Annotated in this window: 16 protein-coding genes and 1 riboswitch; of the genes, 6 read left to right on the top strand and 10 right to left on the bottom strand. The window is 72.3% G+C overall.

The window, feature by feature from the left end; all coding sequences use genetic code 11:
• Nucleotides 1-22: 22 nt before the first annotated feature.
• Entirely contained in the window at nt 23-274 is a 252-nt protein-coding gene (locus ACY34M_RS27510) for a winged helix-turn-helix domain-containing protein (protein ID WP_462722414.1), read from the bottom strand.
• A 352-nt stretch (nt 275-626) separates the two neighbouring features.
• Between ACY34M_RS27510 and ACY34M_RS27505 the strand changes: the two genes are divergently transcribed.
• Nucleotides 627-809, top strand: a complete 183-nt coding sequence (locus ACY34M_RS27505) for a hypothetical protein (protein WP_462722413.1) — start codon at nt 627-629, stop codon at nt 807-809.
• A 9-nt stretch (nt 810-818) separates the two neighbouring features.
• Here ACY34M_RS27505 and ACY34M_RS27500 read toward each other — a convergent pair whose 3' ends face one another.
• The gene (locus tag ACY34M_RS27500; protein WP_462722412.1) at nt 819-2,153 is read right to left on the bottom strand and encodes a hypothetical protein; all 1,335 of its coding nucleotides are present in this window, start codon (nt 2,151-2,153) and stop codon (nt 819-821) included.
• A 244-nt stretch (nt 2,154-2,397) separates the two neighbouring features.
• On the opposite strand from ACY34M_RS27500, the gene ACY34M_RS27495 reads away from it, so the two are divergent.
• A complete protein-coding gene (locus ACY34M_RS27495; protein ID WP_462722411.1) occupies nt 2,398-4,887 on the top strand; it encodes a polysaccharide lyase family 8 super-sandwich domain-containing protein in 2,490 nt (829 codons plus the stop codon).
• Nucleotides 4,888-4,896: 9 nt separating this feature from the next.
• Here the strand turns inward: ACY34M_RS27495 and ACY34M_RS27490 are convergent, their stop codons facing one another.
• The gene (locus ACY34M_RS27490; protein WP_462722410.1) at nt 4,897-5,493 is read right to left on the bottom strand and encodes a Uma2 family endonuclease; all 597 of its coding nucleotides are present in this window, start codon (nt 5,491-5,493) and stop codon (nt 4,897-4,899) included.
• Nucleotides 5,494-5,609: 116 nt separating this feature from the next.
• Nucleotides 5,610-9,326, bottom strand: coding sequence for a cobaltochelatase subunit CobN (cobN, locus tag ACY34M_RS27485; RefSeq protein WP_462722409.1), 3,717 nt, complete (start codon nt 9,324-9,326; stop codon nt 5,610-5,612).
• Between the two features lie 54 nt (nt 9,327-9,380).
• Nucleotides 9,381-9,474, bottom strand: a riboswitch (cobalamin riboswitch).
• 97 nt (nt 9,475-9,571) lie between these two features.
• Between cobN and cobG the strand changes: the two genes are divergently transcribed.
• From cobG to cobJ, 3 genes are read left to right on the top strand one after another with little or no spacing between them, the layout of a single operon-like run.
• Nucleotides 9,572-10,915 (top strand): precorrin-3B synthase, encoded by a 1,344-nt coding sequence (gene cobG / locus ACY34M_RS27480; protein WP_462722408.1) that lies wholly within the window; start codon nt 9,572-9,574, stop codon nt 10,913-10,915.
• A gap of 8 nt (nt 10,916-10,923) precedes the next feature.
• Nucleotides 10,924-11,574 carry a precorrin-8X methylmutase gene (locus ACY34M_RS27475; protein ID WP_462722407.1) on the top strand — a complete coding sequence of 217 codons (651 nt, stop codon included), beginning with the start codon at nt 10,924-10,926 and terminating at the stop codon, nt 11,572-11,574.
• Nucleotides 11,571-13,070: a precorrin-3B C(17)-methyltransferase gene (gene cobJ / locus ACY34M_RS27470; RefSeq protein ID WP_462722406.1), complete on the top strand. Its 1,500-nt coding sequence runs from the start codon at nt 11,571-11,573 to the stop codon at nt 13,068-13,070. Before ACY34M_RS27475 ends, cobJ begins: the two co-directional genes overlap by 4 nt.
• A 109-nt stretch (nt 13,071-13,179) precedes the next feature.
• Here cobJ and ACY34M_RS27465 read toward each other — a convergent pair whose 3' ends face one another.
• Nucleotides 13,180-13,950, bottom strand: a complete 771-nt coding sequence (locus tag ACY34M_RS27465) for a cobalt-precorrin-6A reductase (RefSeq protein ID WP_462722405.1) — start codon at nt 13,948-13,950, stop codon at nt 13,180-13,182.
• 11 nt (nt 13,951-13,961) lie between these two features.
• Between ACY34M_RS27465 and ACY34M_RS27460 the strand changes: the two genes are divergently transcribed.
• Nucleotides 13,962-15,119 carry a cobalt-precorrin-5B (C(1))-methyltransferase gene (locus ACY34M_RS27460; protein WP_462722404.1) on the top strand — a complete coding sequence of 386 codons (1,158 nt, stop codon included), beginning with the start codon at nt 13,962-13,964 and terminating at the stop codon, nt 15,117-15,119.
• Here ACY34M_RS27460 and ACY34M_RS27455 read toward each other — a convergent pair.
• From ACY34M_RS27455 to ACY34M_RS27435, 5 genes are all read right to left on the bottom strand, one after another.
• Entirely contained in the window at nt 15,104-16,141 is a 1,038-nt protein-coding gene (locus ACY34M_RS27455) for a hypothetical protein (protein ID WP_462722403.1), read from the bottom strand. The two genes, ACY34M_RS27460 and ACY34M_RS27455, sit on opposite strands and share 16 nt — an antisense overlap.
• A 32-nt stretch (nt 16,142-16,173) precedes the next feature.
• The gene (locus ACY34M_RS27450; protein ID WP_462722402.1) at nt 16,174-16,683 is read right to left on the bottom strand and encodes a SigE family RNA polymerase sigma factor; all 510 of its coding nucleotides are present in this window, start codon (nt 16,681-16,683) and stop codon (nt 16,174-16,176) included.
• Between the two features lie 106 nt (nt 16,684-16,789).
• Nucleotides 16,790-18,082, bottom strand: a complete 1,293-nt coding sequence (locus ACY34M_RS27445) for an ABC transporter permease (RefSeq protein WP_462722401.1) — start codon at nt 18,080-18,082, stop codon at nt 16,790-16,792.
• Complete coding sequence (locus ACY34M_RS27440; protein ID WP_462722400.1) at nt 18,079-18,783, bottom strand: ABC transporter ATP-binding protein; 705 nt, start codon at nt 18,781-18,783, stop codon at nt 18,079-18,081. Before ACY34M_RS27440 ends, ACY34M_RS27445 begins: the two co-directional genes overlap by 4 nt.
• A complete protein-coding gene (locus ACY34M_RS27435; RefSeq protein WP_462722399.1) occupies nt 18,780-20,243 on the bottom strand; it encodes an efflux RND transporter periplasmic adaptor subunit in 1,464 nt (487 codons plus the stop codon). Before ACY34M_RS27435 ends, ACY34M_RS27440 begins: the two co-directional genes overlap by 4 nt.
• Nucleotides 20,244-20,274: the final 31 nt, after the last annotated feature.

The raw sequence follows: 20,274 nt of genomic DNA, 5'->3' as shown, positions 1-20,274 counted from the left end.
GCTGCCCAATCGCCGCGGGGGCTCAATTGGGCGGCAGTTCGCGGACGACGAAGGTGCCGCGGGCGGGCACGGTGATCGTGAGGCCACGGTCACGCAGGATGGCCATCGCCCGGCGCACGGTCTGCGTACCCGCGGCGTACTCCTCGGAGAGCGCCATGACTCCGGGGAGCCTCCTGCCCGGCTCGAACTCGCCGCTTCGGATACGACGTTCAAGGATGTCGGCCAGCTGCTCGTAGTGGTATTCGGCGGCCAGCGGGTCGATCTTTTCTGCCATACCCGTGAACATATCGAGCCCGACAGCGTTCGCGCATTATCGATTTCGGTCGGTAACGGTCGACCGAGGTCCACCGTGACTGACCGTGGTTAACCTCACGGAAAAGCCCCCGCGACGCGGGAACGTCCGGGGGCACGGCCAACGCTTAAGCAGGAGCGCTGACGATGACCGACCTTATCCGCCGCAGCCTCACGTGGCTGCTGCTTCTCGTACTTCCGGGGACCGGCCGGCACCGCGCCGGTGACCCCCTCCCCGCACACCGCCGGAGGCACAGGCGCAGGCGTCTCACTCTCGTTCTCGCCGCCGATTACGGCATCGATCTCGACCAGCACGTACGAGGAGCAGCAGCCGCATGAACGACCACGCCCCCGCCCACCGTCCCGTCCGCATGTGCGTCTGGTGCGAGGTGATCACGCATGAACCCGTGCTCGTCGCCGAGGTGCACCAGGGCACCGGGCCCGGGTTCAACGTCTACGCGTGCCCACAGTGCGCTCCGGTGCCCGAAGTCGACACGTCGGGCACCGGAGGGGACTGAGCCGGTTTCTCAGGAGACCTGTACGACGGCCTCGGCGCTCGAACCGCTGTGGGTGGCGTCACCGGCATACGTCACGGTGTACGTGGCGGTGCCCGGGGTCGTCGGGCGGTCGGCGAACTTGAAGGTGCCGTCGGAGCCGACGGTGAACGAGCCGATGACCTTCGTACCGTCGGCGTCGGTCCGCTCGGCCTTGACGACGGCGCCGGACGGGATGGCCTCCGGGGAGGTCAGGGTGCCGGTCACGGTGAGCCGCCGGCCCGCGTCCGCGGTCGTGGGGGCCTGCAACGCGAGGGCGGAGGTCGCCTTGTCGGTGTTGTCGAACACGTGCAGGACGGGCTGCTTGTTGAAGGTCTCGCCGGTCACCGCGAAGAGTCGGCTGCCGTCCGGGGCCCAGGCGAGTCCGGCGTCCAGCAGGTCGTCGCCGCTGTCGCTGAGTTCGTAGGTGCGGTAGGGCGTGCGGGCGCCCTCCCGGTAGAGGGAGATGTCCGGCGAGGCGAAGCCGTCGATGCCGAGCGCGACCGCGCCGTGGGCGGAGACGGCGGTCGACACGGCACGGGAGTTGGCGTAGTCGCCCGCGCCCGTCAGGTCGGAGGTCCGCAGGACCTGGTTGCCGCCGCCACCGCAGGCGAGGACGAGCTCCTGCGCGTCCGGCGTCAGCGTCATGTCCTGGAGGTTGGAGCACCCGCTGCCCGGGTCCCAGCTGTAGGCCGTCTGCCGGGGCGTTCCCGAACTCACGTCGTAGGACGTGATGTTGGTGGGGCTCACCTGCGGATCGCCCGCGATGAGCGTGCCGGGCGCGGACGGCGAGGTGGTCAGCACCGGGGGGTGGCTCCAGTACGAGCCGGTCCCGATCAGGTCGAGGCCGACCGTCGGGTCCGCGCCGGGCTTGAGCGAGCCGAGCGCGCCGCCGTACGGGTGCTCGTAGCCGAAGTAGACCGTGCCGCCGTCGAGGGCGAGTTCGCTGGGCCGCGTTCCGTCGCCGGTGGCGTAGCGCCGGGTTTCGGTGAGCGAGCCGGTGTCGATCTCGGCGATGGCGTCCGCCCCCGCGAGCGCCACGTACAGCTCGCCGGAATCGGCGGAGAGCGCGAGTCCCGAGGCGCCGGCCTCCCCGGTGATTTGTTGGACGGTCCGGCCGTCGTAGTCGGTGACCACGACGTTGCCGCCGTCCGGGTCGCTGAGGAAGACCTGCCGGTGGACGTCGTCGACGACGATGTCCTTGTACGACGCGATGCCCAGCGCGGCACTGCTGTCCGCGAACACCGGGGTCGCGGACACGCCGGCCAGCGGCAGCGCGCAGAGGAGCGCGGCAGTGCCGATGCGTGCCGCACGTCTGTGGGTGTGCAAGGTGGGTGAACCCCTTCGGTAGGCGCCCGCGGCGCGATGGCGGCAGGCGCTCGAACTCATGTGCAACATCCACCACAGCGGGCACGGCCACTCATCTGTCACACACCCGCGCACCGGACCCGTGACGTCGCCTCGTACCGGGACACCGAGGTCGATGCGGACCACTCTTGTCGCGGATCTGCCCGTCTGCTTGACTCCGGCGCGCGTGCCGATCGTGGGCGAACGACGGAGGGACGGACGACCGATGGAGATCACCCGTAGACGTCTGCTGAGCGTTCTCGCCGCGAGCGGGGTGCTCGCCGCCGTGCCCACGCAGTGGGCGGGCGCGGCCGAACTCGCGGACGGGGCGGCCCGGTTGCTGGCCAACACGACCGAGATGTTCGCGGGCACCGCCGCGTCCAACGCCCGCGAGGAGACCGCCGCCAAGCTCGCCGCGATCGAGAGGACGGCCCGGACGAACCTCGCGGCGATGGACGCGGCCTCGGGCGACGGCGAACTCTTCAAGGGCGTGCCGCTCGGCAGCAGCGATCCGAACCTCAACACCACGTACCAGCGCGTCTACGAGATCGCCCTCGCCACCCGGACGCCCGGCATCTCCACTGATCTGTACGGGAGTTCGGCGGTGCGCGGCCGCGTCGTGGACGCGCTGGAGTGGCTGCACGAGCGGTACTACGGCGACCAGTCCACGGGCTATTACGGCAACTGGTTCACCTGGGAGATCGGCATATCGCAGCACGTCAGCCGCACGCTCGTGCTGCTGGGCGACGCGGCGCCCGCCGCGCTGACCGCCACGTACATCGCCTCCATGGACGCCTACCTGCGCAACGGCAAGGACGGCGACGTCGACCTCGACTCCCGCTTCCACACCGGCGCCAACCTCGCCGACATCACCACCAACCGCATCCTCCAGGGCGCCCTGACCGGCGACGAGCCCCGCATCCGCAAGGCCCTCACCGACCAGCTGACCGTCTTCGCGACCGTCGACCCGTACCACCTCCAGCACGGCGTGACGGACGGCCACTACGCCGACGGCTCCTTCATCCAGCACTCCTCCGTCGCGTACACGGGCTCGTACGGAAAGGGCCTGCTCACGCGCGTCATCCAGACGCTGAAGCTGCTCGACGGGACGGGCTTCGCGTACGGCGAGGAGCTGGTCCCCACGGTGCGGAAGTGGGTGCGCGACGGGTTCGCGCCGCTGATCTTCGAGGGCTGGATGATGGAGGCGGTGAAGGGGCGGGCGGTCTCGCGGACGAGCAGCGGCTACGCGGACGCCGCCACGGTCGTCGAGGCGGTCGTCGACCTCGCGTCGCTGTCGACGGGGGCGGAGGCGGTGGCCCTGAAGTCGTACGTGAAGCACATCCGCGCGACGTCGAAGGCGAACCTCGACCCGGCGACGTTCGTCTCCCCGCTCAGCATCGTCCGCTACGCCGACCTCCTCGCGGACACCTCCGTCCCGGCCGCCGACCTCAACCCGCCGGCCCGCTCCGTCGCCTTCAACGCCATGGACCGCACGGTGCACCGCCGCCCGGGGTACGCCTTCACGCTCTCCCGCAGCTCGCGCCGCATCAGCAAGTACGAGTACATGAGCGGCGAGAACCTGATGCCGTGGTTCCAGGGCGACGGCGCGCACCACCTCTACCTGTCCGGGCAGGACCAGACGCAGGCGTTCGGCGTCGACTACTTCACCACCGTCTCCCCCTACGGCCTCGCGGGCGTGACGGCTCCCGTCGAACACCGGGGAACGGTCCCGGAGTTGTACGACGGCAAACTCTTCTACGACAACCCTTCCCATCCCCTGAACTTCACGGCGTCGTCCGAGTCGCAGAACAAGTACGTGTACTTCCCGACCGCCACGCAGGCCTACTCCGGCGGGGCGGTCCTGGACGGCGAGTACGGCGCCGTCGGCTGGGTGGCCTCCGACGACGTGCCGTGGCGGGACAAGCAGGCGGGGCTGCTGCCTCAGGACTTCGTGGCGTACCGGAGCGCACGGGCCACCAAGTCGTGGTTCCTGCTGGACGACGAGATCGTGGTGCTCGCGGCGGGCGTCGGTGACGCGCCGGGCGGCGGGCGGGCCGTGACGACGACCGTCGACGCGCGCATCGCCGCCGCCGGGGACGCGGTGACCGTGACCGAGGGCGACGGCTGGGTTCGCTGGTCGAACAGCACGCGGAACGCGTCAGTCGGCTACGTCCACCTGTCCGGACCGCGGGCCAAGCCCCACCTCGCCACGACAACCCACAGCCGCCGCACCGTCCGCACCACGAACCCGGACACGCCGGTCACGAAACAGGTCTTCTCCCTGACCGTCGACCAGCCGGCCGGCGCCAAGCCGACGTCCTTCGCCTACGCACTCCTGCCCAACGCCACCACCGCGACAGCACGCGACTACGCCGCCATCCGCGTGCTCTCCAACACCCCACGCCTACAAGCGATACGCCACGAAGCCCTCGGCCTGACGGCCACGAACACGTTCACCTCCGGCACGCACCACACGGCCCGTCTCATGGTGGAGGGCCCCGCATCCGTGCTCGTACGTGACCGCGACCAGGTGACTCTCGCCGTCAGCGACCCGACCACCGAACGCGACACGGTGACGCTCGAGCTGCGAGGCCGCGCTCTACGGAAGGCGGGAGGCGACGACGGGGTACGCGTGACTCGGGTGCCGGGCGGGACGAGGGTCGAAGTGAGGACGCGGCACGCGTACGGGCGCAGCTTCGCGGTGGCGCTGGAGTAGCGGGGCGGGTCAGAACTCCGCCGTGTCCAGATCGAAGCCGAGGGGGTCGGGGAGGGGGACGGTGAGGCCGAGCTTGTAGGAGGCCTTCTTCGCGTAGTCGTCTCCCTGAGGTTCCGAGCAGACGGTGGTCTGCCCGGCCTCGCGGTCGATGAGGAGGTAGACGGGAATGCCGGCGCGGGCATAGCCGCGGATCTTCTTGACGCGGTCGCTGCCCGCGGTGGAGTCGGAGGTCACTTCGACGGCCATCAGGACGGCCGACGCGTCGTGCCACTCCTCCTTGTTGTCGAAGGTGCCCTTGGGGGCGACGACGAGGTCGGGGATGACGTGGCCGGTCTGGGAGGCGCCGGGGACGCTGAGGCCGATGCCGGTGTAGTTGCGCAGCCCCTCGCTCTGCTGGCGCAGGGTCACCTGCCGATGGACCTCTGAGACGTACTCTTCGTGCTCACCGTTCGCCGGAGGCGTCAGGTGGATCTCCCCTTCGATCAACTCCACGCGCCACCCCTCGGGGGTTGCCGCGCTGACCTGAGTGAAGGCCTCCTCGATGTCCCGTGCGTCGAGACGCCCGGAACGCACGGGCGGGTTCTCCGGGACCGGCAGAGCTGCCATGACAGACCTCCTCCTTCGCTCAGCGCGACGCTCCCAGCGTAGGCCGAGGCCGATCCGGAGAACCCCCGATCGTTCACCCGAACGGGCATTCAGGCACGTTTTGCCTGCTCAGCGGACTACTCGTCCGCCTCCAGGTCGCCCTCCGTCTCCAGGTACACCTGGCGGAGGGCCTCCAGCGTCTGCGGGTCCGGCTTCTCCCACATGCCGCGGGACTCGGCCTCCAAGAGACGCTCGGCGATGCCGTGCAGGGCCCACGGGTTGTTCTCGGTGAGGAACTGGCGGTTCGTCTCGTCGAGGACGTACGTCTCCGTGAGCTTGTCGTACATCCAGTCGGCGATGACGCCGGTCGTGGCGTCATAGCCGAACAAGTAGTCCACCGTCGCCGCGAGTTCGAAGGCGCCCTTGTAGCCGTGGCGGCGCATCGCCTCGATCCACTTCGGGTTCACGACGCGGGCGCGGAAGACGCGGGACGTCTCCTCGACCAGGGTGCGGGTCTTGACCGTCTCGGGGCGGGTGGAGTCGCCGATGTACGCCTCGGGGGCGGTCCCGCGCAGGGCGCGCACGGTGGCGACCATGCCGCCGTGGTACTGGAAGTAGTCGTCGGAGTCGGCGATGTCGTGCTCGCGGGTGTCGGTGTTCTTCGCCGCCACCGCGATCCGCTTGTACGCCGTCTCCATCTCGGAGCGGGCGGCCTTGCCCTCCAGGCCGCGGCCGTACGCGTAGCCGCCCCACACCGTGTAGACCTCGGCGAGGTCCGCGTCCGTGCGCCAGTCCTTGGAGTCGATCAGCTGGAGCAGACCCGCGCCGTACGTGCCGGGGCGCGAGCCGAAGATCCGGGTCGTGGCGCGACGCTCGTCGCCGTGGTCCTCGATGTCCTTCTGGACGTGCGCCCGTACGTGGTTGATCTCGTCGGGCTCGTCGAGCGACGCGGCGAGCCGCACCGCGTCGTCGAGGATGCCGATGGTGTGCGGGAACGCGTCACGGAAGAAGCCGGAGATGCGCAGCGTGACGTCGATCCGGGGGCGGTTCAGCTCCTCGTACGGGATCGCCTCCAGGCCCGTGACGCGGCGCGAGGCGTCGTCCCAGACCGGGCGGACACCGAGGAGGGCGAGGGCCTCCGCCACGTCGTCGCCCGCGGTGCGCATGGCGCTCGTGCCCCAGAGGGAGAGGCCGACGGAGGTGGGGTACTCGCCGTTGTCCTGCTTGTAGCGCTCGATGAGGCTGTCGGCGAGCGCCTGCCCCGTCTCCCACGCGAGGCGGGACGGGACGGCCTTCGGGTCGACCGAGTAGAAGTTCCGCCCGGTCGGGAGAACGTTGACGAGTCCGCGCAGGGGGGAGCCGCTCGGCCCCGCGGGCACGAACCGCCCGTCCAGCGCGCGGACGGCGTTGTCCAGTTCGGCGGTGGTGGCGTCCAGCCGGGGAACGACTTCGCGAGCGGCGAAGTCGAGAATGGCAGCGACAGGTGCTTCAAGCCCCTGCGGCGGGTGACCATTTTCAAGCCCCTGCGGCGATTGAGCAGCGGGGTCCGGGGCGGAGCCCCGAGGCGTGGGGGCGGCTGAGGCGATCGCCTGCGGTACCGCCGCCGGGTCCCAGTCCGCCGACTCCATCGCCTCGACCAGGGCCCGGGCCACGGCCTCCGCCTCGTCCGCCGACGTACGGGTAGCCGCCGACTCGTCCAGGCCGAGCGCCTCCCGCAGACCCGGCAGGGCCTGGTTGCCGCCCCAGATCTGGCGCGCCCGCAGGATCGCCAGGACCAGGTTGACCCGCGCCTCCCCGGCGGGCGCCGCGCCGAGGACGTGCAGACCGTCGCGGATCTGCGCGTCCTTGACCTCGCACAGCCAGCCGTCGACGTGCAGCAGGAAGTCGTCGAAGCCGTCGTCGTCGGGCCGGTCCTGCATACCCAGGTCGTGGTCGAGCTTCGCCGCCTGGATCAGCGTCCAGATCTGGGCCCGGATGGCCGGGAGCTTCGCCGGGTCCATCGAGCTGATCTGGGCGTACTCGTCGAGGAGTTGCTCCAGGCGGGCGATGTCGCCGTACGAGTCCGCACGGGCCATCGGCGGCACCAGGTGGTCGATGAGCGTGGCGTGGACGCGGCGCTTGGCCTGCGTGCCCTCCCCCGGGTCGTTGACCAGGAACGGGTAGACGAGCGGCAGGTCACCGAGGGCCGCGTCGGGCGCGCAGGCCGCGGACAGGCCCGCGTTCTTGCCGGGCAGCCACTCCAGGTTGCCGTGCTTGCCCAGGTGGATCATCGCGTCGGCGCCGAAACCGCCGTCGGACGCGGGGGCCGCGATCCAGCGGTACGCCGCCAAGTAGTGGTGCGACGGCGGGAGATCGGGGTCGTGGTAGATCGCGATCGGGTTCTCGCCGAAGCCGCGCGGCGGCTGGATGAGGATCAGGAGATTGCCGCGGCGCAGGGCCGCGAGGACGATGTCGCCCTCGGGATTGCGGCTGCGGTCCACGAACATCTCGCCGGGCGGCGGGCCCCAGTGCCGCTCGACGCTCTCCCGCAGCTCCTCGGGCAGCGTCGCGTACCAGCGCCGGTAGTCGGCGGCCGGGATGCGCACCGGGTTCTTCGCGAGCTGCTCCTCGGTCAGCCACTCCTGGTCGTGGCCGCCCGCTTCGATGAGCGCGCGGATCAGTTCGTCGCCGTCGCCGGAGACGAAGCCGGGGATGGCGTCCGTGTCGCCGAAGTCGTAGCCCTCGTCGGTGAGGCGGCGCAGCAGCGAGACCGCCGAGGCGGGGGTGTCGAGGCCGACCGCGTTGCCGATCCGCGAGTGCTTCGTCGGGTACGCGGACAGGACGAGCGCGAGCTTCTTGTCCGCGGCAGGGATCTGCTTGAGGCGCGCGTGCCGTACGGCGATCCCGGCGACGCGGGCCGCGCGCTCGGCGTCGGCGACGTATGCCGGGAGCCCGTCCTCGTCGAGCTCCTTGAAGGAGAACGGGACGGTGATCAGGCGGCCGTCGAACTCGGGCACCGCGATCTGCGTCGCGGCGTCGAGCGGCGAGACGCCCTCGTCGTTCTCCTCCCAGGCCGCGCGGGACGAGGTCAGGCACAGGGCCTGCAGGATCGGCACGTCGAGCTGGGTGAGCGCGCCCGCGTCCCAGGACTCGTCGTCGCCGCCGGCGCTCGCCTCCGCGGGCTTCGTGCCGCCCGCCGCGAGCACCGTCGTGACGATCGCGCCGACCGGGCGCAGGGCCTCGATCAGCTCCGGCTCGGGCGTGCGCAGCGACGCGACGTACAGCGGCAGCGGCCGGGCGCCCGCGCGCTCGATCTCGTCGCAGAGCGTGTGCACGAACGCCGTGTTGCCGCTCATGTGGTGGGCGCGGTAGTAGAGCACGGCGACCGTGGGGGCGTCGCCGTGCTGCGTCTGCGCGGAGGCCGGGCGCTCCAGCTCGCCCCAGCCCGGCGCGGCCAGCGGCGGCTCGAAGCCGTGGCCGGTCAGCAGCACCGTGTCGGAGAGGAAGCGGGCCAGCTGGTCCAGGTTCCCGGGGCCGCCGTGCGCCAGGTACTTGTGGGCCTCGGCCGCGATGCCGACCGGCACCGTGGACGTCGCCATCAGCTGGGCGTCGGGCGCCTGTTCACCGGTGAGGACGACCAGCGGGATCCCGGCGGCGGTCAGCCGGTCGATGCCGTCCTGCCAGGCGCGGACGCCACCGAGGAGGCGTACGACGACCAGGCCCACGCCGTCGAGGAGGCCCGGCAGATCCGTCTCCACGTCGATGCGGGAGGGGTTCGCGAAGCGGTAGCCGACCGGGGCGTCCGCGGCGTTGGCCGCACGAGCGCTGAGCAGGTCGGTGTCCGACGTCGACAGGAGCAGGAGCTGCTGAGGCATGCGTCGTCTGGCCTTCCTCGGGGTGTCCGCGCCCCGGGTGGTCGTGTGTGAAGGGAGTTCCTGGCTCGCTCTCCGGCTGGAGAGTTCACAGTGGCGGGACCGCGCCGGAATCGCACCGGGCTTCCTCCCCTGTCGCCGTCGCCGGCGATGGCCGACCGGGTCCGGTCAGCCACCGAGCATCGTACGGTGCCGGGCGACGACCTGGTACGGGGTGGTGGAAAGAGCCCATAGGTATGCTCCCCGGCATGTCCCCCTCCCCCATATCCACCCCGGGCCCCGGCTCGGGCGACGCCTGCCCCGGCGCTTTGCGTCTGCACAGTGCCGACGACGGGTTCCTCGCGCGGGTGCGGATCCCCGGCGGGGTGCTCGGTGTGGTCCAGGCTCGGGCGCTCGCCGATGCGGCGGGGCGGCTCGGGGATGGGATGCTGCACCTTACGTCGCGGGGCAATGTGCAACTGCGAGGGTTGCGGGACGGGTGCGGGGGCGAGCTCGCGGAGGTGCTCGGGGCGGCCGGGCTGCTGCCCTCGGCGGCGCACGAGCGGGTTCGCAACGTGGTGGCTTCGCCGCTGTCCGGGGTCGACGGTGGCGGATACGTGGACGTACGGGACTGGTTGACCGGGCTCGACGAGGCGCTGTGTGCGAGTTCCGTCACGCCGGAATTGTCCGGGAGGTTTCTGTTCGCCCTGGACGACGGGCGGGGGGATGTGGCCGGGCTCGGGCCGGATGTCCTGGTTCGCGGGCTGCCGTCCGGGGAGGCGGAGGTGTCGCTCGGCGGGGATCGGTTCCGGGTTCCGTTCGACGGGGCGGTGGGGGTGGCGGTCGCGGCGGCGGAGGTGTTCGTCGCGGTGGCGCGGGAGGCCGGGGGGCGGGTGTGGCGTGTCCGTGAACTGGGCGCCTCTGCGGGGGAGTTGTCGCGTCGTCTGCACGCCCACCCGTGGTTGACGCCTCGGGGCTCCGCCCCGGCCCCCGCTGCTCAATCGCCGCAGGGGCTGGATTTTGCCCACCCGGAGCCGACGCCACGGGGCTCTGCCCCGGCCCCCGCTGCTCAATCGCCGCAGGGGCTTGATGGTGCCGCCTCCCTCGCCTTGGGCAATCTGCCGCCTTGGGCGGCAGGGTGGGCAAGGCGGCGCACGGTGCCGCGCATCCCTGACGGCGGCGTCGGCCGCGGTGGCCGACCCGTGGTCACTGTTCCGTTCGGGGCCGTTGAGGCGCGGCAGTGGGAGGCTCTGGTCGCGGTTGCCGAGGGGGCGCCGCAGCAGGAGCTGCGGCTCACGCCGTGGCGCAGCATCGTCGTACCCGGTGCCACACAGGCACAGCTCGCCGCCACCGGACTCGTCGTCGACCCCACCTCCCCCTGGACCCGCGTAGCGGCCTGCATCGGACACCCCGGCTGCGCCAAGTCCCACGCGGACGTCCGCGCCGAGGCCACCGCGCGGATCGACGACGCGCACCCGGACCTGCCCACCTACTGGTCCGGCTGCGAACGCCGCTGCGGCCACCCCGCCGAACCGTACGTCGACATCGTGGCCCTGCCCGGCGGCGGCCACACCACCACCGTCCCCTCCGTCCCCCATCACACCGAGAGCTGAGAGCAACCGTGTTCGACTACGAGAAGGACGGCGCGGCGATCTACCGCGAGTCCTTTGCCACGATCCGCGCGGAAGCAGCGAGCGGACTCGCGGCGCTGCCCGCCGACGTCGCCCAGGTGGCGGTCCGCATGATCCACGCCTGTGGCCAGGTGGATCTCGTACAGGACATCGGCCATTCCACCGACGTCGTGGCGAACGCACGGGCCGCGCTGCGCGCCGGTGCGCCCATCCTCTGCGACGCCCACATGGTCGCCAGCGGCGTCACCCGCAAGCGGCTGCCCGCCGACAACGACGTCGTCTGCACCCTCCGGGACCCCCGGGTGCCGGAGCTCGCGGCCGAGTTGGGGACCACCCGCAGCGCCGCCGCGCTCGAACTGTGGCGCGACCGGCTCGACGGCGCCGTCGTCGCGATAGGCAACGCGCCCACCGCGCTCTTCCACCTCATGGAGATGATCGCGAAGGGCGCACCGAAGCCCGCCGCGGTCCTCGGCATACCCGTCGGCTTCGTCGGCGCCGCGGAGTCGAAGGACGCCCTCGCCGCGAACGAACTGGGCCTCGACCACCTCGTCGTACGGGGCCGGCGCGGCGGCAGCGCCATCACGGCCGCCGCCCTCAACGCGATCGCCACCGAGGCGGAGATCATGGAGGACCGGGCATGACCGGCAAGCTCTACGGCGTCGGGCTCGGGCCCGGCGATCCGAACCTGATGACCGTCGCCGCGGTGAAGGCGATCGCCTCCGCCGACGTCATCGCCTACCACTGCGCCCGCCACGGGCGGTCCATCGCGCGCTCGATCGCCGCGGAGCACATCCGCGAGGAGCAGATCGAGGAGCGGCTGATGTATCCGCTCACCGTCGAGACGACGGACCACCCCGGCGGCTACCGGGGCGCGCTCGACGACTTCTACGCCGAGGCCGCCGCCACCCTCGCCGCGCACCTCGACGCCGGGCGCACGGTCGCGATCCTCGCCGAGGGCGACCCGATGTTCTACGGCTCGTACCAGCACATGCACAAGCGGCTCGCCGAGCGGTACGACACCACCGTCATCCCCGGTGTCACCTCGATCAGCGCCGCCGCCGCGCGCCTCGGACAGCCTCTGTGCGAGGACAAGGAGACGCTGACCGTCATCCCCGGCACGCTCCCCGAGGACGAGCTGTCCGCGCGGATCGCCGCCGCGGACTCCGCGGTCGTGATGAAGCTGGGCCGCACGTTCACCAAGGTGCGGGCAGCGCTGGAGAGTTCGGGGCGGCTCGACGACGCGCGGTATGTCGAGCGGGCCTTCATGGAAGGTGAGCGGACGGGGGCGCTCGCCGACATCGACCCGGCGTCGGTGCCTTACTTCTCCGTCGCCGTACTGCCCTCCCGGATCGACGCCGAGCCCGCGCAGGACCCCGACCACGGCGAGGTCGTCGTCGTCGGCACCGGCCCCGCGGGCGCGCCCTGGCTGACGCCCGAGTCGCGCGGCGCCCTCGCCAACGCGGACGACCTCGTCGGCTACACCACGTACCTCGCGCGCGTACCGGAGCGTCCCGGGCAGGTGCGGCACGGTTCCGACAACAAGGTCGAGTCCGAGCGCGCCGAGTTCGCCCTCGACCTGGCCCGGCGCGGGCACCGCGTCGCGGTCGTCTCCGGCGGTGACCCCGGTGTCTTCGCGATGGCCACGGCCGTCCTCGAGGTCGCCTCCGAGGAGCGGTACTCGGGCATTCCCGTACGCGTCCTGCCGGGCGTGACCGCGGCGAACGCGGCGGCGGCGAAGGCGGGTGCGCCGCTCGGGCACGACTACGCGACGATCTCGCTGTCCGACCGGCTCAAGCCGTGGGAGGTCATCGCGGAGCGCCTGCGGACGGCTGCCGCGGCGGATCTGGTGCTCGCCCTCTACAACCCCGGGTCGCGCAGCCGGACCTGGCAGGTGGGCAAGGCGCGGGAGCTGCTTCTCGAGCTGCGGCTGCCGGACACGCCCGTGGTGCTTGCGCGGGATGTGGGTGGGCCGGAGGAGAGCGTTCGGGTTGTGCGGCTTGCCGATCTGGATCCGGAGGTCGTCGACATGCGTACGTTGCTGATCGTGGGGTCGTCGCAGACTCAGGCGGTTGTCCGTGCGGACGGCCGGACGGTGGCGTGGACACCTCGGCGGTATCCGGAACCCAGTACGGGGTGACACTCACGGGGCTCCGCCCCGGACCCCGCGCCTCAATCGCCGGCGGGGCTCAAAAACCTGGGGCTCTGCCCCATACCCCGCTGCTCAATCGCCGCAGGGGCTTGAAATATCAAGCCCCTCCGGCGATTGAGGAGCGGGGGGCGGGGCGGAGCCCCGTGGCGTGGAGCCAGTGGGCCGCGGCCTCGACGGTGGCGGCCACCGGGATTCCCTCGGGGACCGGGGGGCGGCGGACGACGACCACCGGGATGCCGGCCTCACGCGCGGCGACCAGTTTCGGGGACGTCGCGGCGCCGCCACTGTCCTTCGTCACCAGGACGTCGATCGCGTGGTCCGCCAGGACCGCCCGCTCGCCGTCAAGGGTGAACGGCCCCCGATCCAGCAGCACCTCCATGCGCAGCGGAAACGGCGGCTCGGGCGCGTCCACGGACCGTACGAGGAAGTGCGCGTCGTTGACATGGGCGAACGCGGCGAGGCCCATCCGGCCGGTGGTGAGGAAGACGCGGCCCGCCCCCCGTACGGACTCCGCCGCCTCCTCCAGGGAGCCGACCTCCCGCCAGTCGTCGCCCGCGCCCGGCACCCAGCCGGGCCGCCGCAGCGCGAGCAGGGGAACATGGGCGGTGGCGGCGGCCCGCGCCGCGTTGAAACTGATCGTCTCGGCGAAGGGATGGGTGGCATCGATGACCGCGCTCACGGCGTGCTCGCGGATCCAGTCCGCCAGCCCGTCGGCGCCACCGAACCCGCCGATCCGCACCTCGCCGACCGGCAGCCGGGGCGCGGCGACACGGCCCGCGAGCGAGCTGGTCACGCGGACCTGCGGGTGCAGGGTCTCGGCGAGGCGCCGGGCCTCGGTCGTCCCGCCGAGAATCAGCACGTGCGGCATCGGGGAACTCCATGAGCGAATCGACTGAGGCGAAGGGTGGGCGCGGGGCCCAACTCAAGCACACCGGCCTGCGCCCCGGCTGGACGACCGGTGCCTGCGCGACCGCCGCGACCACGGCCGCGTACACGGCGCTGCTGACCGGCGACTTCCCCGACCCGGTGACGATCACCCTGCCGAAGGGGCAGACCCCGGCCTTCGCGCTCGCCGTCGAGGAGCGTACGGAGTCCACCGCGACGGCCGGTGTGGTCAAGGACGCGGGCGACGATCCCGACGTCACGCACGGCGCGCTCGTCCGGGTCACGGTGCGGGCGCTGCCTGCGGGCTCCGGGGTCGTCTTCCGGGCGGGCCCGGGGGTCGGCACGATCACCCGGCCGGGGCTTCCGCTGCCCGTCGGCGAACCGGCGATCAACCCCGTGCCCCGCGAGATGATCCGCGAGCACGTGGCGCGGGTCGCGGACGCGCACGGCGGCAGCGGCGACGTGGAGGTCACCGTCTCCGTCGACCACGGCGAGGAGATCGCCCGCTCGACATGGAACCCGCGGCTCGGGATCCTCGGCGGCCTCTCCATCCTCGGCACGACCGGGATCGTCGTCCCGTACTCGTGCTCGGCGTGGATCGACTCGATCCGGCGGGGCGTCGACGTGGCGCGCGCCGCGGGACGCACGCACGTCGCGGGCTGCACGGGATCCACGTCCGAGAAGACGGTCGTGCGTGAACACGGGCTGCCCGAGGACGCGTTGCTCGACATGGGCGATTTCGCCGGGGCCGTCCTCAAGTACGTCCGGCGCCACCCCGTGGACCGGCTGACCGTCTGCGGCGGCTTCGCCAAGCTGTCGAAGCTGGCGGCGGGCCACCTGGACCTGCACTCGGGGCGTTCGCAGGTCGACAAGGGCTTCCTCGCCGAACTGGCGCGCAAGGGCGGGGCGTCACAGGCTCTGGCTCAGGAGGTCGCCGAGGCCAACACCGGTCTCGCCGCCCTCCAGCTGTGCACGGCGGCCGGGGTCCCGCTGGGTGATCTGGTGGCCGCCGAGGCCCGCGAGCAGGCGCTGCTCGTGCTGCGCGGCGCCCCGGTCGCGGTGGACGTGATCTGCATCGACCGCGCGGGGAACGTGGTGGGGCGCAGCGCCCCCGCGGGCCCCGGCCGGGCCGCGGGTCACGACAGCCGCTGAGCGTCCTCGATCACGGACGGGTCCACCCACGGCTGCCACTTCGTGCTCGTGGCGAGGGCCGCCACCTGCTCCGCGCTCAGCGGCGGGGCCGACACGTCCGCCGGGCCACGCTTGCCGTCCGTGCTGTTGGAGACGGTGACGACGACACGGGTGCCGTCCTCGCGCAGCACGTCGCTGGTGCGCCGCACCAGCGTCCCGGACCTCTCCTCGTAGGTGATCCGCACCGAACCGTCCGCGAGGTTGCGGGCGTCGCAGGAGGTCTGGCGGACGCCGCTCTCCCGGCGGGCCGCGCAGGAGTAGAAGTCCCGGAGCTGTGCCTTGGTGACCCGGCCGAGCTTCTTGCTCTGCCCCGCCGTCTGCTTCTTCCCCTGCTTCTCCCCCTGCTTATCTCCCTGCCCCGACGCCTCCTTCGCCGCCGCCTTGTCCTGAGGGGTGGCGCCGCTCTTGTCCTGTTTTCCCCTCCCGCCTTCCGCGCTCTCCCGCGCGGCGTCCTTGCCCAGCGCGTCGACGGTCGTGAGCTGGAAGTTGCCCTGCACGCTCACCGTCGCCTCCGCCCGGCCGCCCCCGCCGGTCACGAGCAGCCGCCCGCCCGCGCCGACGGCCTGTTCCTTCCCGGTCGGGCCGTCCCACCACCGGTAGCCGCCGGTGGCCGGTGCGCCGGGCAGCAGCGTCTTGAGCACGGCCACGGACGCCTTCCCGGTGAGGGCCTTCTTTCCCTCCGGCCGGAGGATCTTCGCGGCGGCCGGGGTGAAGTCGGGCAGGGTGACGGCCGTCCCGGGGTGCCGGGCCTCGGGCGCCCCGTCGCCGCCCGGCAGAATCCCGCCCGTCAGCACGCCCGCGGTGAGGCCCGCCGCGAGGGTGAGGCCCGCCGAGCCCCACAGGGCCCGCCTGCGCCGCCTCATGCGGCGCCCCCTGGCCAGGCCGCCCGCCACCAGGTCCACCTGCGGGGCGGGGAGTTCACGGCCGTACGCCTCAAGGAGCCGTCCCACGCGAGGGGCGACATCCTGCTCTTCCCCGTTCATCGACGAGTCCATGACTGATCGGTCCCTTCCCCTCAGTGACTGACGAGCGCGTCGTACTCGCCGCCCAGCGACGTGCGGAGCTGCGCCAGTGCGCGCATGCTGCGGATCCGCACGCTGCCCGCGCTCATCCCCAGGTCGGCGGCGGCCTGGGCGACGCTGCGGTCCTCCCAGTAACGCAGCACGACCACGGCCCGGTCCTTCGGCGTCAGTTGCGCCAGAGCCCGGGTCAGGGCGATCCGCAGGGCGGGATCGTGGGACGCCGAGGGGTTGTCCGGCAGACGGTCCACAGGCTTCTCGTACGTCCGATGCAGCCGGACATGCGAGAGGTAGGTGCGCATCAGCATGGTGCGCACGTACGCCTGTGGACTGTCCGCCTTGCGGACTCTCCCCCAGGACACGAAGACCTTGCCCAGTGTGGTCTGCACCAGGTCCTCGGCCAGATGCCAGTCGCCACAGACGAGAAAGGCGGCCCGGAAGAGGCGCGGGCTCACGGCTCGCATGAAGGACTCGATCTCCGCATCCCTACGAGCTGATCCACCCATGGGTCTCCCTCTCCCCGACATCGCGTCCGCCCCCACATCAGTCATGACGCCTCGGGCCGCCCGGCGCGTTACGCGTCCGGCCGAAGTACCCGGACCGCGAAGGGCCCTAGCGGCGCAATGCCTCGGCCGGCTGGATGCGGGAGGCGCGCCAGGCGGGATAGAGCCCGGCCACGAGGCCGGTGACCAGGCCGATGACGGGGGCGGCCGCCACCGTCGTCGGATGGACCACGGGCGTCCAGTCGCGCGCGACGGCGACGCCCACCACGGTCAGGGTGCCGAGACTGGTGCCGATGAGTCCGCCGAGCGCGCCCAACGCCCCTGATTCGGCGAGGAATTGGAGCGTGATGTGGCCGCCGCGCGCACCGAGTGCCCGCCGCAGCCCGATCTCACCGGTCCGTTCGAGGACGGCGACCAGGGTGGTGTTGGCGATGCCGACCGCCCCGATCACCAGACAGATCGCGGCGAGCAGCAGGAAGAGCTGCTGGAGGTCCGACGTCACGTGGGAGCGCAGGGTCTTGGGGTCCGGTGGCGGCTGGGCCTTGAAGTACTCGGGGTGGTCGGGGCGCAGCGCGGTGGGCACCACCTTCGCGACCTGCTGCGCCGCGCCGATCTTCGTGGCGATGAGCATCTTCGCGCCGCCCGCCTCGGGTTCGCCCCACAGTTTCACCGCGGTGGACCGCGGGACGACGACCGACAGCAGCAGGTCGGCCTTGCGCTTCACGTCGTCGATGATGCCGACCACGGTGAACGGCTGGTCGCCGATGAAGATCGCGGGGTGCGTCTCCAGCGTCGTGATGCCGAGCCGTGCGGCCATGCCCGCCCCGATCATGACGACGGGCTGCGCCGTGCGCTCCGCGTAGGCGTCGTACACGCGGCCCTGCGCCACGTGCGGGACGGCTGCCTCGATGACGCCGGGCGACGCGGCGACGATGTCCGCGCGTTCGCCGGACGCGGCGTCGCCGACGGGCGAGGCGCGGATCGTCGCGTCGGTGCTGCGGGTGTCGACCGTCCAGTACACCCCCGCGTGCTCGACACCGGGCAGCCGCTCGGCCTTGGCGTCGGAGTCCTTCGGGAACGCGAGGTGCACGAACTCGTTCTGCTCGATGCCGATGTCCTCCACGTCGACCTCGGTCGCCGTCAGGATGTTGAAGCGCGAGTCGATCTGGGAGGACGTGGTGGCGGTCAGCCCGAGGATCGCCACGAAGGTGCCGACCCCGAGGACCGTGCCGAGCGCGGTGAGCGCCGAGCGCGCGGGCCGCTGGAGCATGCCGGCGACGGACTCGCCCAGCAGGTCGCGCGGGGCGAGGACGGAGGGGGCGACGGGCCCGGCGCTCCGGCGCCTGCCGAGGCGGAGCCATGGCCGGCGGGCGGTACGTCCGCGTGATCCGCGCCGGTTCACGCGGCGGCCACCTGCTCGTGGAGGACCCCGTCGCGGATGGCGACGGTCCGGGCGCCCCGTGCGGCGACGGTGGGGTCGTGGGTGATGACCAGGACCGTCATCCCCGCGCCGTGCAGCTCCTCAAGGAGTCCGAGCACCGATTCGGCGTTCTTGCTGTCGAGGTTGCCGGTCGGTTCGTCGCAGAGCAGCAGCGAGGGCCGGGAGACGAGGGCGCGGGCGATCGCGACGCGCTGGCGTTCGCCGCCGGACAGCCGGGTGGGCAGGGAGTCGAGGCGGTGTCCGAGGCCGACCCGCTCCAGTGCCTCGCGGGCGCGGTCCGCGCGCTCGGCGCGCGGTGTGCCGTTGTAGACCATGGCGAGGAGGACGTTCTCGGACGCGCTGCGGTGCGGCAGCAGATGGAAGGACTGGAAGACGAACCCGATGCGCCGGCCGCGCAGCGCGGTGCGGGCGCCGTCCTTGAGCGTGCCGACGTCGATGCCGTCCAGCAGGTACGTGCCCTCGGTGGCGGCGTCGAGCAGGCCGACGATGTTCAGGAAGGTCGACTTCCCGGAGCCGGACGGCCCGATCACGGTGACGAACTCGCCCTCCTCGATGCGGATGTCGCAGGGCCGGAAGGCCGGTACCGGCGGCGGGCCCGGGTAGGTCAGGCCCACCTGACGGAACTCGATGACGGGGGCTTCCGCCCGCCCGGCGGGGGTCACCGGCCGGCCCCGGTGCCGGCCGGCTTCACTCCGGTGACCACCTCGTCGCCCTCGGCGAGCCGTGCACCGGCGGCCGGGGTCACCGCCACGTATCCGTCTCCCGAGGTGCCCGTCCGTACCTCGACCCGGCGCTGTGCGCCGCCCTTTTGACGGACCGTCACCACGGTGCTGCCGTCGCCCGCGGAGGAGATCGCCGTCACCGGCACCACCAGCGCCTCGCCCTTCGTGGACGCCGCCTCGACGGTGAGCCGGACGTCCTGGCCGACCGTGTCCCCGGGCAGCGCCTTGTCCGGGGCGACCACCATCAGATAGCCCTGCGGCGCGCTGTCGGCGCCGGAACCGGATCCGGAGCCTTCGCCGGAACCGGCATCGGACCCGGTGGCGCCCTGCGCCGCCGCGCCGTCCTGCTCGGCGGCCATGGTGTCCGCCACCGAGCGGACCGAGGCGCTCGTCGTGAACCCCGTGGCCTCCGCGCGGATCTCCACCTTCTGCCCGGCTCTGACCAGCCCCTTCTGGGACTCCTGAAGGTAGCCGTCGACGGCGAGGCGGCCCGCGGAGACCGTCATCACCTTGCCGGTGGCCGTCGACCCGAGCACCGCGTGCACGCTGTCGACGCGGGCGGGGAAGCCGGACAGGTACACGACCTCCGATGCGGGCAGCATGGGCCCCGCCGCCACCTGCGCGCGCTCCAGCCTGCTCCGGGCCCGCGCGAGATCCTCCGCGGCCCGGTCCACGGCCTTGCGCGTCTCGTCGTCGGCGTGCTTGTCACGGGCGTCCTCGGCGTCCTCCCACGCGCGGACGGCCGCGGTGACGGCGTCCTGGGCGGCCTGCACCGTCGCGGCGCCGTCCTCCTGCGCGGACACCGGGCTGTAGCCGATCGACGCGTAGAACGCGGCGAGGGCGCTCTTGGTCCCCGCCCCGAACGTCCCCGTGGTGTCACGTCCCGTCGCGTGCCCCAACCCGGCGAGTGCGGACTGGAGTTGGGCGACGTCGGCGCCCTTGGAGCCCGGCTTGAGGTCGCGGTAGACGGGCACCTTGCCCTTGAGCGCGAACACCGGTCGGCCGGAGATCTCGGTCAGGACCTGCCCGGCCCGGATCCGGGTGCCGACCGGCTTGGGCGCCTTCGTGACCACGGAGCCGGTCGTGCCCTCGGTGCCGCCACCGGCCGGTGCCACGTCGACGGTCTGCCCGGCCACCACCGTGCCCCGCAGGATCACGGAGTCCTTCAGCACCCGCTTCTCCACGGGAGCGGTCAGTACGGCCTCGGCCGGTGCCTTCGCGTCGGCCGCGGCCTGGGCGGGGGACTTCACGACGAACGAGGCCGCGATGCCGGCCCCGGTCAGCAGCACCGCCGCCACGGCCACGACCGCCACCCACCTCCGCCTCCGCGACAGGCCCCCGTCCGCGGCGGAGGGCTCCTCGGGGGTCGACTGGCGTGCGTGTTGCGCTGGTTGGGACACGGCACCTCTCCAGGCCGATCGATCTCTTCGA

The organism is Streptomyces sp. EDA2-14, from assembly GCF_054963755.1.
The sequence above is the reverse complement of the archived record's forward strand: the minus strand, read 5'-3'. Positions and strand labels throughout refer to the sequence as shown.